Origin of the sequence: Pseudomonas oleovorans subsp. oleovorans (assembly GCF_002197815.1) — a bacterium.
Classification (GTDB): domain Bacteria; phylum Pseudomonadota; class Gammaproteobacteria; order Pseudomonadales; family Pseudomonadaceae; genus Aquipseudomonas; species Aquipseudomonas oleovorans.
On record NZ_NIUB01000009.1, the window covers coordinates 1 to 13,847 of the forward strand.

9 protein-coding genes and 1 pseudogene are annotated in these 13,847 nt (G+C 59.8%); 3 read left to right on the forward strand and 7 right to left on the reverse strand.

The genetic code is table 11. From position 1 onward, the window contains the following. Positions 1–318: 318 nt before the first annotated feature. A pseudogene (locus tag PSOLE_RS24595) lies at positions 319–884 on the forward strand (NAD(P)-binding domain-containing protein); the annotation flags it as partial. Here PSOLE_RS24595 and PSOLE_RS07030 read toward each other — a convergent pair. The 6 genes from PSOLE_RS07030 to PSOLE_RS07055 all read right to left on the reverse strand — a co-directional run bounded on the left by PSOLE_RS07030 (position 840) and on the right by PSOLE_RS07055 (position 10,052). Beyond that, on the reverse strand, positions 840–1,100 hold the full coding sequence (locus PSOLE_RS07030) for a type II toxin-antitoxin system MqsA family antitoxin (RefSeq protein WP_322726717.1): 261 nt from the start codon (positions 1,098–1,100) through the stop codon (positions 840–842). The pseudogene PSOLE_RS24595 and the gene PSOLE_RS07030 sit on opposite strands and share 45 nt — an antisense overlap. A gap of 815 nt (positions 1,101–1,915) precedes the next feature. Then, on the reverse strand, positions 1,916–3,346 hold the full coding sequence (locus tag PSOLE_RS07035) for an IS1182 family transposase (protein WP_088339302.1): 1,431 nt from the start codon (positions 3,344–3,346) through the stop codon (positions 1,916–1,918). Between the two features lie 382 nt (positions 3,347–3,728). Further along, positions 3,729–4,247 carry an acyloxyacyl hydrolase gene (locus tag PSOLE_RS07040; RefSeq protein ID WP_074861333.1) on the reverse strand — a complete coding sequence of 173 codons (519 nt, stop codon included), beginning with the start codon at positions 4,245–4,247 and terminating at the stop codon, positions 3,729–3,731. A 71-nt stretch (positions 4,248–4,318) separates the two neighbouring features. After that, a complete protein-coding gene (tbtM, locus tag PSOLE_RS07045; protein ID WP_074861336.1) occupies positions 4,319–5,749 on the reverse strand; it encodes a multidrug efflux RND transporter outer membrane channel subunit TbtM in 1,431 nt (476 codons plus the stop codon). Continuing rightward, a complete protein-coding gene (tbtB, locus tag PSOLE_RS07050) occupies positions 5,746–8,886 on the reverse strand; it encodes a multidrug efflux RND transporter permease subunit TbtB (protein ID WP_074861338.1) in 3,141 nt (1,046 codons plus the stop codon). The genes tbtM and tbtB overlap by 4 nt, the downstream gene beginning before the upstream one ends. A gap of 14 nt (positions 8,887–8,900) precedes the next feature. Beyond that, complete coding sequence (locus PSOLE_RS07055; protein ID WP_074861340.1) at positions 8,901–10,052, reverse strand: efflux RND transporter periplasmic adaptor subunit; 1,152 nt, start codon at positions 10,050–10,052, stop codon at positions 8,901–8,903. A 211-nt stretch (positions 10,053–10,263) separates the two neighbouring features. On the opposite strand from PSOLE_RS07055, the gene tbtR reads away from it, so the two are divergent. Then, positions 10,264–11,049, forward strand: a complete 786-nt coding sequence (gene tbtR, locus PSOLE_RS07060; protein WP_074861342.1) for a tribuytltin resistance regulator TbtR — start codon at positions 10,264–10,266, stop codon at positions 11,047–11,049. Positions 11,050–11,060: 11 nt separating this feature from the next. Continuing rightward, the gene (locus tag PSOLE_RS07065; protein ID WP_074861344.1) at positions 11,061–11,702 is read left to right on the forward strand and encodes a TetR family transcriptional regulator; all 642 of its coding nucleotides are present in this window, start codon (positions 11,061–11,063) and stop codon (positions 11,700–11,702) included. A 671-nt stretch (positions 11,703–12,373) separates the two neighbouring features. Here PSOLE_RS07065 and PSOLE_RS07070 read toward each other — a convergent pair. Beyond that, entirely contained in the window at positions 12,374–13,804 is a 1,431-nt protein-coding gene (locus tag PSOLE_RS07070; RefSeq protein ID WP_088339303.1) for an IS1182 family transposase, read from the reverse strand. Between the last annotated feature and the right edge of the window lie 43 nt (positions 13,805–13,847).

Consider the following 13,847-nt stretch of genomic DNA (forward strand, 5'->3'; position numbering starts at 1 on the left):
TAGGCTCGTCCGGAGAACGAGAAATCTCGCCTAGACAGCCGGAACAGACGATGATCACATCACCGCCAGCCCAGCTAGACCGCCTGATTGAGCGGCAGAGGCCTGGTCATCGCCCGACGGCCATGGCGGCTGGCTGCTTCGGGGGGCTTGCCTTGGGCAGGGCTGCAGCTTAGGTTGATGACATTGGGGCTACTACCGGCCCAATAGCAGTCCTTCAATGAGCGGTGCTCGAGTTGCCGCGCGTTTTTTCAAGGGCAAATGGAGACTCCTTCCGTCGAGACGCAGGGACCTCCATATGAAAATCGACGCTGAACGCCGATAGATGTCGTCATTATCGGTGGTAGGCAAGCCGCTTTAGCCACCGCATATTTTCCTGCGTCGTACTGGTTTGTTATTCGTGATGCTCGATGCCGATGATGGCCCCCGGCGGCGCCTAGCGTCACGGCTGGAACTCCTTGCGACTATTATCCCCAGCGAACTGGAGTTCAATTCCCGGCTGAATGATGCCTCCGGTTGAGGATGGCTACCCCACGCGCGATCACGTCGTCGATTACCTCGCGCGCTATGAAGATCGCTACCAGCTTGCGGTCCAGCGCCCCGTGCGGGTCAACTCGGTGGAACGCATCCCGGGGGCGCTGCGCGTTCGTGCCGAGCATGAGCATTGGGCGCCAGGGCGGTGGTAAGCGCCACCGGTACCTGGAGCCATCCACATATCCCCCACTATCCCGGCAGCGAGATCTACGGCGCCAGCAGTTGCACTCGGCCCACTATGTCGAGGCGCAGCCGCTCGCAGGTAAACGCGCGCTGGTGGTAGGCGGTGGCAACTCCGGGGCGCAGAACTAGCAGAGGGTTCTAAAGTGGCCGATGCCACCTGGGTGACGCCCATCAGCAATGGCCGCATTGACCTGCTTGGAGAAAGCGCGCATTTCGCACATCACCCGATCCGACTCCACTGCATCTAAATTAGATTCAGCACAGGCCGGACAGAACTCGCCAGTTACAGCAGTGATGACGGTGGTTGCACCCTTGTAGGTATAAGGCAGGTCGTGGGTGTCGTGGATCAATTCCGCTACGCCGCAAACAGGACATTTCATGTTCATAGCTCCTTGAAGGACACGATCAGCATGCCGTCAAAGATCGCCAGCGTAAGAATGCTTGCCTGGCGCCTGATGGCACTGAGCAACCTTTTTGTCCAAATGCCTTGCGACAACATAGCCTACGAAGCCCGCCACACTCAAGGCTACGAGTACGCCCCCTAATGCGATCATCAGCATGCTTGCCTGGTTCATCTGATTCTCCGTTCGCTGTGCCAGATATGACAATACCATCAGCTTGGCCTGCGCCTCATCGACTACACATAGCGGCATGATATCAACGGTCCGGGTCTGAGCGTGTTTGCCCGGCTCTTAACGACTACAAATTGCGGCAGCGTATCAGCGGTCCGCATGTGGTCGTGCTTGCGCCGGCTCTTAACAACTACAATGAATGCTCATGCTACTACCCGCCAAAAGTGTAAGCGATGGAACTGGTTGCGCCTAACTCCGCTGATTGAAACGATGGCTGCAGGTTCGATCGCAGATCCGCAACCTGAACCTCAAGTGAAGCCAGTCATGCGCTCTAAGTCATTTGATTTTGTTCTATCCAAAAGCGCTGGTTCCACTGGGCGATAGTCAAAGAGTGCTTCTGGCCAGAAAGGGGCCGACCCCGGCATTGGTGAGCCGGTCAGAAGCTGGGAATTACCAGCCGGCTGTAATTGGCCCAGAGTGTGTAAAAACACTTTCTTATCGTGTGTGCCTCAGCCCATTGCTCTTGGGCGTGGTGATTTCCCGATTACTTACCACGATCAGCGCTGGTAACGCCTCAGAGCGCGTATGAAGCGCTGCGGCACCTCCTGGAGCAGCAAAAAAAGGGGCTTTTACGCCGTCATCGCCTTCAACAAGCCTTCGGTGCCGATGATTTTCATCACCCGCTTCAAGTTATAGGCGAGCACATTCAAGCTCATTTCTGCACTCACCCCGTTCAGTTTTCGAGTCAGGAAGTGCATTGCCCCCATCCATTGTTTGAGCGTCCCGAAGGGATGCTCAACAGTCCGCTTTCGAACCCGCATCATCTCCGGTGCTTGGTTCAGCCGGCGTTGCATTTCCTCCAGCACAGCTTCATGTTCCCAGCGCCGTACTCGACGATTTGTGCTTGGCGTGCACTGGGTTTTCAGCGTGCAGCTCTGGCACTTTGAACTCCAGTAGCAGTGCATATTCATGCCTTTCTCAACGCTGGAGAATCGCCAGATCAGTGCCTCTCCCGCCGGACAGGTGTATTCGTTTTTCGTCGGGTCATACACGAAGGCATCTTTGTTGAATCGGCCATCAGCCTTGGCGCTTGAAGTCATTGGCTTAGGCACGTAGGCCATGATGTTTGCGTCGTGACAGGCAAGGATTTCTTCACCCTTGAAGTAGCCTCGGTCAGCCACCACGGACAGCGTTTCTTCGCCGATGGCTTCACGAGCCTGCTTCGCCATTGAACTGAGTTGGTCACGGTCGGAACCGCTGTTGGTGACCTCGTGAGCAACTATTAAATGGTGCTGCGTATCGACAGCCGTCTGCACGTTGTAGCCGACGATACCGCTGCCGCGCGTCATCATCGAACGGGCATCCGGGTCGGTCAGCGAAACCTGTTTGTCAGGGGCATCGTTGAGCTGAGTTTCGATCCCCTGAAGCTCTTTCATCTGCGCTTTGAGCTTGGCGATTTTATCTTCCAGGCTGGCCGTGTCTGGCGCGGCGGCGCCAGGAATCTGTCGATCAGCCGCATCGAGCGCAGCCAAATAACGGCTGATGCTCGCCTCGATTTCTTCCATGCGCCGCTTCAGTTTGGCGCTAGTGAAATTGCGGTCACGGTTGTTCACTGCCTTGAATTTGCTGCCGTCGATGGCAACCAAGTTTTCGCCAAACAACCCCAACTGCTGGCAGAGCAAAACGAACTGTCGGCAGGCGCCGCGAATGGCCTTGCTGTTGTCTTTTCGGAAGTTGGCGATGGTCTTGAAGTCGGGCATCAAACGCCCGGTTAGCCACATGAGTTCGACGTTGCGCTGGGCTTCTCGCTCAAGACGTCGGCTCGATTGAATGCGGTTTAGGTAACCGTAGATGTAGATCTTCAGCAGGATCGCCGGGTGGTAGGCAGGTCTGCCGGTTTCGGCTGGAATGACGCCATCAAAACCTAGCTTGGCCAAATCGAGTTCATCGACGAAAACGTCAACCACCCGAACCGGATTGGTATCGCTGACGTAATCGTCGAGGCTTTCGGGAAGTAAGGTGCTTTGGCCTCGATGTTCACCTTGGATAAACCGTTTCATGGGCGCCCCTTGCGGTGAGATTCTCCGAAATCATAGCAAAGGTTTACCGGGGCGTTTTTACACACTCTGGGCCGGATAGCGCCCTTCCACCGCCGGCACCATGCGGCAGGCATTTTTCTGAGTTCGGATCTCATTGATGTGCTGCCAATTGCGACTGGACGATATTCCGTAGTCCATCAGGTTACCGCCTCTAAGTTGTAGACGAGCTCACCAGCAGTTTGCGGCGGTGCGACAGGTCACGAATGATCAGTAATTGCGGGGGAACAACACAGAGGGCAGCGCGCAGACGAAATCGCTGCGACACAACGTACTAGGTATAAGGGACAATTGCGGCAAGGTGATTACCACGTTGCGACTCCGTCCGGCGCAGAAGCCCCAGATATCAGAAGGCTTTGTTGTAGAACAATGAGTAGGATTCGATTCCGTCGTTCGGCTGCTTGATGCCGGCGTTGGAGTAATGCATGGCACGCAGGCCGACCTTGCGCTCGCCCGGCAGCTTCAGGCCGGCGCCGATGCGGTTTTCGAAGTTGAACGAGGAACCCAATTGCTGCTCGCCGACATCGGTCTTGGAGAAGAATGCAACGCCAATCCCGGCTTCGACGAAGGGCGTGTATTTGAAGCCGCTGAACTCATAGACAAATACCGGGGCGAAGGACAGCGAGTGCGCACCGCTGTAGTCGTCACCGCCTTCCCAATAGGTATAGGCAGCTTCCCAGTAGCCGGTCAGCTGGCCAGTGCCGCTGTTCAGCCAGGTTTTGTCCCAGTCGAACGCCAGGCCGGCGCGGTAGCTCATGTCACCTTGACCGGTCATGCCCAGCGCGCCGGAAAACTCGGCGGCGCCAGCGGTGGCTGTGCCGGTAAGAAGTGCGATTGCCAACGACAGTGCGAAGCGGATTTTCATGCTTTCTCTCCTCTGGCTTTCCAAAACAATCAAACGTTGTCATAGCGGCCGGCGTAACGCCGACCGCCTTTTTATTGCGCGGACTCGTCGCGGTGCGCGATGTTCTCCGTCCATCCGCCGCCGAGCGCTCGGAACAGCTGCACCTCGCTGTTGAGCTGCAGCAGTCGGTCGCTGAGCAGCTGTTGCTGGGCAGAGAACAGTTCGCGTTGCGCATCGAGCACGGCCAAGTAGTTGTCGACACCCTCGTCATAGCGCTGCTGCGCCAGTTCCAGGTATTCCTGGGTGGTAGTGGTCAGGTCGGCCTGGGCCTGCAGCTGTTCTTCGAAGGTGCCGCGTGCGGCCAGGCCATCGGCGACTTCGCGGAATGCGGTCTGGATGGTCTGTTCGTACTCGGCGATGTTGATGTCCTTCTGCACCTCGGCGTAATCGAGGTTGGCCTTGAGCCGGCCGGCGGTGAAGATCGGGATGTTGATCTGTGGCATGAAACTCCAGGTGCCCGAACCGCCCTCGAACAGGCCGTCTAGCTCACCGCTCAGGGTGCCGGCGGCGGCTGTCAGGCGGATGCTCGGGAAGAACGCCGCGCGTGCTGCGCCAATGTTGGCGTTGGCCGCATGCAGGCGAAACTCGGCTGCGATGATATCCGGGCGGCGTAGCAGCAGGTCGGCCGGCATGCCCACCGGCAATTCTGCGAACATGCGATCACTGCCGGGTTCATCCGTGATATCGGCCGGCAGCTCGGTGCCGAGCAACAGGCGCAGCAGGTTGGCATCCTGCGCGACCAGGCGCGAATAGCGGGCGAACTGCACGCGCGCCTGCTCCACCAGGCTGCGGGCCTGACGCACATCCAATGCCGATGCCGTGCCAACGTCGTGGGCGGCCTGCACCAGGCTCAGGCTTTTGCCATAGCTGTAGAGCGTGTCGTGGGTCAGTTCCAGCAGGCCCTGGTCGGTGCGCCAGGTCAGGTAGGCCATGGCAACCTCGCTGACCAGTCCGATCTGCACGCTGCGTTGCGCCTCTTCGGTGGCCAGATAACGAGCCAGTGCGCTTTCTTCAAGGCTGCGCAGGCGACCGAAGAAGTCCAGCTCGTAGGCACTGACGCCGAGCGTCACGCCGTACTGGCTGGCGATATCCGCCTCGCCGGTGTTCGACAGATCGGCCGGCAGACGCTGACGCTGGCCGCTGCCGTCGATGCCGATGCTGGGGAATAGATCGGAACGGCTGATGCGATACTGCGCGCGGAAGGCTTCGACGTTCAGTGCCGCCTGGCGCAGGTCTCGGTTGTTCTCCAGCGAGATGCCGATCAGGCGTTGAAGCGTCGGATCGACGAAGAACTCCCTCCAGCCCAGCTCGGCGGTAGTGGTGCTCGCCGCTGCGCCCTGTTCATAGGCCGCGCCTTCCGGCCACTGCGCCTGCACCGGCATGTCCGGGCGCTGGTAGTCAGGAATCAGGCTGCAGCCGGACAGCGCCAGCGTCATCGCGACGGTCAGATGCTTGAGTCTCATGCGGATTCTCCTTCGCCATCGGCCTGAGCCTTCTTGCGTCCTTCAAACAGCTTGACCACCACCACGTAGAACAGCGGCACGAAGAACACCGCGAGCACGGTGGCGGTAATCATCCCGCCGACCACCCCGGTCGCCACCGAATGCTGGCTGCCGGCGCCGGCACCACTGGCCAGGGCCATCGGCAGCACGCCGAAGGTGAAGGCCAGCGAGGTCATGACGATGGGACGCAGGCGCAGACGTGCCGCGTGCACCGCCGCCTGGACCAGCGGCATGCCTTCCTTCTCGTAAAGGTCCTTGGCGAACTCGACGATGAGGATGGCGTTCTTCGCCGACAGACCGACCGTGGTCATCAGGCCGATCTGGAAGTAGACGTCGGCGGTGAGGTCACGGAACAGCGTGGCGAGCACCGCGCCGAGGATGCCCAGCGGCACCACCAGCATCACCGAAGCCGGCACCGACCAGCTCTCGTAGAGCGCGGCCAGACAGAGGAACACAATCAGCACGGTCAGCGCATAGAGCATCGGCGCCTGGTCGCCGGTCTGGATTTCCTCGTAGGACAGCCCGGTGTAGCTCAGGCCGATACCCGGCGGCAGCTGCTGCATGATTTCGGCGATGGCCACCATGGCGTCGCCGGTGCTGTAGCCCGGCGCCGGTTCGCCGAGGATTTCCACCGAGGAGATGCCGCCGTAGCGCTCCAGCTTGGGCGAGCCGAAGGTCCATTCGCCGGTGGCGAAGGCCGAGAATGGCACCATCTCGCCGAGGGCGTTGCGCACGTACCACTTGTCGAAGTCTTCCGGCGAGATGCGCGAAGCGTCTTCGCCCTGGATGTAGACGCGCTTGACCCGACCGCGGTCGATGAAGTCGTTGACGTACATCGAGCCCCAGGCCGCCGACATGGTCTGGTTGATCGAGGCGATGCTGACCTGCAGGGCGCGGGCCTTCTCATCGTCGATGTTGACCTGGAACTGCGGCTCGTCGTCCTTGCCGTTGGGGCGCACCGCGCGCAGCTTCGGATGCTGGTTGGCCAGCTGCAGGAACTGGTTGCGCGCCTCCATCAGCGCGGCGTGACCGACGCCGGAGTTGTCCTGCAGATAGAGGTTGAACCCCATCGCGTTACCCATTTCCAGGATCGCCGGCGGCACGAAGGCCATGACGGTGGCGTCCTTGATCTGGGCGAAGCGGGCGTTGGCGCGCTGGGCCAGGCTGAACACGTCCTGGCCTTCCGCGGCGCGCACGCTCCAGTCCTTGAGCATGACCAGACCGAGGCCGGAGTTCTGCCCGCGACCGGCGAAGTTGAAGCCGTTGACGGTCAGCACGTGCTGGATCAGCTGGCCTTCCTCATTGCGCAGGTAGTCGCTCACTTCCTGCAGTACCGCTTCGGTGCGTTCGGCGGAGGAATTCACCGGCATCCGCACCTCCACCATCATCAACCCCTGGTCCTCGTTGGGCAGGAACGCCTTGGGAATCTGGGTGAACAGGTAGCCGGTGCCGGCGGTGATCAGCACGAAGGCCAGCAGGTAGCGGCCGCGGTGCCTGAGCATGCCGCCGACGCCGCGCTCGAAGCGCGTCGCGCCGCGGTCGAAGCTGCGGTTGAACCAGCCGAAGAAGCCTTTTTTCTCGTGGTGGGCGTCGCCCTTGGGCTTCTTCAGGATGGTGGCGCACAGCGCCGGGGTGAAAATCAGCGCGACCAGTACCGAGAGGCTCATGCAGAGCACGATAGTCACGGCGAACTGCTTGTAGATGATGCCCGCTGAACCGCCGAAGAAGGCCATCGGCACGAACACCGCCGACAGCACCAGGCCGATGCCGACCAGCGCGCCCTGAATCTGCCCCATGGATTTGCGCGTCGCTTCCAGCGGCGTCAGCCCTTCTTCGTGCATCAGACGCTCGACGTTCTCAACCACCACGATGGCGTCATCCACCAGCAAACCGATGGCCAGCACCATGGCGTACATGGTCAGCACGTTGATGCTGAGGCCGAAATAAGGCAGCAGGGCGAAGGCGCCGAGCAGAACGACGGGCACCGCCAGGGTCGGAATCAGGGTGGCGCGGAAGCTCTGCAGGAACAGGAACATCACCAGAAATACCAACGCCACGGCTTCGATGATGGTGTAAATCACCGAACTGATCGAGGCTTCCACCACCGGGGTGGTGTCGTAGGGATAGAACACCTCGACCCCTTCCGGCAGATAGGCCTTCTGCTTCTCCATCACGGCTTTCACCGCCTTCACGGTTTCCAGCAGGTTGCCGCCGCTGGCCAGGCGCAGGGCCAGGCCCGCCGACGGTCTGCCGTTGTGCTTGCTGGAAATGGCGAAGTTGTCGGCGCCCAGCGCGACCCGGGCAACGTCCTTGACGCGGATCTGCGAGCCGTCGGTTTTGACCTTGACCAGGATTTCCTCGAACTCCTCGGGCGTGGTCATGCGCGTCTTGCCCAGCACTGTGGCGTTGAGCTGCACGCCGCTGCGGGTCGGCAAGCCGCCGAGCTGACCAGAGGAAACCTGCACGTTCTGCTCGCGAATCGCGTCTGCGACATCGCCCGGCGTCAGCTGATAGCTGTTGAGCTTGGCCGGGTCGAGCCAAATACGCATGGCGTAAGGCGAGCCGAACAGCATGTAGTCGCCGACGCCGTCGATGCGCGAGATCGGGTCCTGCAGCTGCGAAGCGATCACGTTGCCGAGGTCGAAGTTGCTCATCTTGCCGGTGCTGTCCGCCAGCCCGATGATCAGGAAGAAGTTCTGCTGGTACTTCACCACGCGCAGCCCTTGGCGCTGCACTTCCTCAGGCAGCCTGGGTGTAGCCAGCTGCAGTTTGTTCTGCACCTGGACCTGGGCGATATCCGGGTCGGTGCCCTGCTCGAAGGTCACGATGATGGTCATGCTGCCGTCGGAATTGCTCTCCGCGGACATGTAGCGAAAACCGTCGAGGCCGCTGAGCTGCTGCTCGATGACCTGCACCACGGTGTCCTGCACGGTCTGCGCGGAGGCGCCGGGGTAGCTGACCTGGATGGCCACGGCCGGGGCGGCGATGTTGGGGTACTGGCTGATCGGCATTTTCACCAGCGACAACGCGCCGGCGAGCATGGCGACGATCGCCAGCACCCAGGCGAAGATCGGCCGGTCAATAAAGAAACGGGACATTAAGCTTCAGCTCCTCAGTTGGCCGCGGCGGCGGTTGGCGTCGGGCCGAACTCGGCGACCAGCTTGACGTTCGTAGCTTCTACCGGCTTGACCTTGGTGCCGCTGCGTACCCGCTGTACGCCTTCGGTGATGACCTGCTCACCGTCGGCGATACCCTTGCCGATCAACCAGGCGTTGCCGACGGTGCGCAGGGTCTCGACTTCGCGAAGCTCGACGCTGTTGTCTTGCTTGACCACCCAGACGCTGGGTACGCCGCGGGCATCGCGACTGACCGCCTGCTGCGGCACGAGGATGGCGTCCTGCTGGGTGCCTTCCTTGAGCAGCGCATGCACGAACATGCCCGGCAGTAGCTTGCGGTCCGGGTTGGGAAACTCGGCGCGCAACGTCACCGAACCGGTGGTCGGGTCGACGCTCACCTCGGAGAACTTCAGGGTGCCGGGCAACGGATAGGCGCTGCCGTCATCGAGCGTCAGGCTGACCTCGGCCTGGTCACTGCCGGTTTTCTGCAGGCGGCCGGATTCCAGCGCGCGGCGCAGGCCGAGCAGCTTGGTGATCGGCTGGTTGACGTCCACGTATATCGGATCGAGCTGGGTCACGGTGGCCAGTTCCTGGGCCTGGCCGTTGGTGACCAGCGCCCCCTCGGTCACTGCCGAGCGGCCGATGCGCCCGGAGATCGGCGCCAGCACCTTGGTGTACTGCACGTCGATGCGTGCCACCTGCACTTCCGCCTGCGCCTGCTTCCAGGCGGCCTGGGCGTCGTCGTACTGCTGCTGGCTGACCGCATTGGTCTTCAGCAGGCGCTCGTAGCGGCGGGCCAGGTTCTCGGCGGTGGTCAGGTTGGCTTCGGCGCGGGCCAGGCGCGCCTCGTAGGTGCGCGGATCGATCTGGTACAGCTGCTGGCCTTTCTTCACCTCCGAGCCCTCGGTGAACAGGCGCTGCTGGAGGATGCCGGAAACCTGCGGGCGCACCTCGGCGACCCGGTAGGCGCTGGTGCGACCCGGCAGGTCGGTGGTCAGGGTCAGCGGCTGCGCCTGTACGGTGTAGACGCCGACCTCGGGCACCGGCGCCGCGGTTTGCGTCTTGTCCGACTCCACGCAGCCGGCCAGCAACAGTGCCGCCAGCGGAACGGAATGCCATGCGCGCGATTTAGCTTTTCGGTGATTCACCTGTTGTCTCCCCTCAAATGCACAAAGGCTGTACCATATAGCGATTCAGTGTATCACTATACAGTTCAGTAGAGACAACTCGGAATATGTAACAGGCCTGAACAAGGAACTGGCAACTCCGGTCCGCGACGTTGAAGAATGCCTGTTCACTCTTGCGAAGCTGCTGGAAAACCCCCGCAACCCAAGTGGGCGTAGTACATAAGAGGATGCTATGACACAGACAGACCAGGCCGCTGAAGCCGGCCGGCACAACGGTATTCAGGTAATCGCCCGCGCAGGAGCGATCATGCGGGCCCTGGGCGACAACCCCCAGGGACTGAGCCTGGCTGCTATCGCGCAGATCGTCGACCTGCCCCGCTCCACGGTGCAGCGCATCATCACCGCGCTGGAGGCCGAGTACCTGGTCGAGCCCCTTGGCCCCAGTGGCGGCTTCCGCCTGGGGCCGGCACTCGGGCAGCTGATCAGCCAGACCCAGACGGACATCATCACGTTGCTCAAGCCCTACATGCTCGAGCTCTCCGAGCAGTTGGGCGAGTCGGTTTGCGTCAGCACGCTGGTCGGCGCGAAAGCCTACGTGGTCGACCACGTCGTGGCCGAGCGTGAGCTACGTGTCGTGTTTCCCATTGGTATCAAGGCGCCGGCCTACGCGACTGCGAGCGGCAAGGCGCTGCTGGCGGTCCTGGCCGATGAGTGGCTGCAACAGCTGCTGCCCGACCCGTTGCCGATCGTAACTCCATGCACGCCTGACCGGATTACGCTGCTTGAGCAGCTCGGCCAGATCGCTGAGGGCGCCGTTGCCGAAGAGCATGGCGAGCTGATTGAAGGACTCAGCTCGTTTGCGATCACGCTGGAAACCTATTTGGGTCGGTACTCGATCGCAATCGTCGGACCGACAGCGCGACTAGTGACTCGACGTGAGCCATTTCAGCAGGCGCTGCGTCGCTGCCAGCAGAGCGTCGAGCGGGCGATCGGTCGGCGCGCCACGCATACATCCTGAGAGGCGAAAGCATGGCCAGACGAACCGCCGCTGAAGCGGAGCTGACCCGACGCAAGATTCTCATGGCTGCCAATGAAGTGTTCTGGGATGAAGGGGTCGATAACGCCGCGTTGGCGACGGTGGCCAAGATGGCGGGCGTCACACGCGGTGCGGTCTATTGGCATTTCAAAGACAAGCACGCCATCTTGAACGCGCTGTTCGACGAGTTATCGATTCCGCTTCGACAGCCGGTGCCTCGCAATGCCTGCCTTGACAACGCATGGACGTGGCTGGCGCGCGTTCTGCTGAATACGGTTGGCGACGACACGGCTCGAAAGCTCTTGAGCATCATGTTCCTTCAAGGTCCTACAGGCGAATGCGGAATCATTCGGGACGGCTTAACGCGGCTGCGCAAGCAGTTCATGCGGCAAATTGCGGCCATCCTCGAGTCCGCTTCTAGAAATGGCGAAATTTCTCCAGACATAAATCTTGAAATGGTCGAGGCGCTATTTCAGAGCGCTATCAGCGGTCTTTTATATGAATGTCTGCAACAGCCAGAGAACAAAGAGTCGCTAATACGTTCTGTGCTCGAATCACTGCTATGTCTGATCAAGTCGCCACCTGAGCATTTGTTAAAAGTGTCTGTGGCATCAGGAAATTGCCCGAACTCATGAGGGAGCGGAGTTCTTACCTGCCGCCAGGCACGTCTCGAACTGGATAGAGTGTTCAACGTAATTGAGGACTGTCGGCGGCGCCTCTCGAAAGGGCATGGTATGTAGCGAAACTGCCTGGCGCACGCAAACTCGCGCAAGAGCTACAAACAGCACCAGCTTGGTCGCAACTGGATCTGCCTTGCCACTGCATTTTTGTAGCAGCAACATTGCATCGATATTGAGTACGTGCGTCTTCACGACACCTGCGCCTGCAGCTCAGCATTACTGTCTATGAATCTGCGATGCTCGTTGCTAACTACGGTGAGGTAATATATCAATGAGTTTCCAGCGTGCACTACATCGGAGCGCGACGGCAGTTAAGCAATTAGCTTCACTCAGTTTTGAATCTCTACCTCATGGTGGGCTAGTCCCAAGTTTAGTGGCCAGTTGCATAAAATCAATCAGCCCTGCATTCGTGAGCACCTGATGACCGCTTTTGGCCGATTGTTCGCCCGGGCGAGCGGCAGCTTTGGGTCCAGAGTGTGTAAAAACACTTTCTTATCGTGTGTGCCTCAGCCCATTGCTCTTGGGCGTGGTGATTTCCCGATTACTTACCACGATCAGCGCTGGTAACGCCTCAGAGCGCGTATGAAGCGCTGCGGCACCTCCTGGAGCAGCAAAAAAAGGGGCTTTTACGCCGTCATCGCCTTCAACAAGCCTTCGGTGCCGATGATTTTCATCACCCGCTTCAAGTTATAGGCGAGCACATTCAAGCTCATTTCTGCACTCACCCCGTTCAGTTTTCGAGTCAGGAAGTGCATTGCCCCCATCCATTGTTTGAGCGTCCCGAAGGGATGCTCAACAGTCCGCTTTCGAACCCGCATCATCTCCGGTGCTTGGTTCAGCCGGCGTTGCATTTCCTCCAGCACAGCTTCATGTTCCCAGCGCCGTACTCGACGATTTGTGCTTGGCGTGCACTGGGTTTTCAGCGTGCAGCTCTGGCACTTTGAACTCCAGTAGCAGTGCATATTCATGCCTTTCTCAACGCTGGAGAATCGCCAGATCAGTGCCTCTCCCGCCGGACAGGTGTATTCGTTTTTCGTCGGGTCATACACGAAGGCATCTTTGTTGAATCGGCCATCAGCCTTGGCGCTTGAAGTCATTGGCTTAGGCACGTAGGCCATGATGTTTGCGTCGAGACAGGCAAGGATTTCTTCACCCTTGAAGTAGCCTCGGTCAGCCACCACGGACAGCGTTTCTTCGCCGATGGCTTCACGAGCGTGCTTCGCCATTGAACTGAGTTGGTCACGGTGGGAACCGCTGTTGGTGACCTCGTGAGCAACTATTAAATGGTGCTGCGTATCGACAGCCGTCTGCACGTTGTAGCCGACGATACCGCTGCCGCGCGTCATCATCGAACGGGCATCCGGGTCGGTCAGCGAAACCTGTTTGTCAGGGGAATTGTTGAGCTGAGTTTCGATCCCCTGAAGCTCTTTCATCTGCGCTTTGAGCTTGGCGATTTTATCTTCCAGGCTGGCCGTGTCTGGCGCGGAGGCGCTAGGAATCTGTCGATCAGCCGCATCGAGCGCAGCCAAATAACGGCTGATGCTCGCCTCGATTTCTTCCATGCGCCGCTTCAGTTTGGCGCTAGTGAAATTGCGGTCACGGTTGTTCACTGCCTTGAATTTGCTGCCGTCGATGGCAACCAAGTTTTCGCCAAACAACCCCAACTGCTGGCAGAGCAAAACGAACTGTCGGCAGGCGCCGCGAATGGCCTTGCTGTTGTCTTTTCGGAAGTTGGCGATGGTCTTGAAGTCGGGCATCAAACGCCCGGTTAGCCACATGAGTTCGACGTTGCGCTGGGCTTCTCGCTCAAGACGTCGGCTCGATTGAATGCGGTTTAGGTAACCGTAGATGTAGATCTTCAGCAGGATCGCCGGGTGGTAGGCAGGTCTGCCGGTTTCGGCTGGAATGACGCCATCAAAACCTAGCTTGGCCAAATCGAGTTCATCGACGAAAACGTCAACCACCCGAACCGGATTGGTATCGCTGACGTAATCGTCGAGGCTTTCGGGAAGTAAGGTGCTTTGGCCTCGATGTTCACCTTGGATAAACCGTTTCATGGGCGCCCCTTGCGGTGAGATTCTCCGAAATCATAGCAAAGGT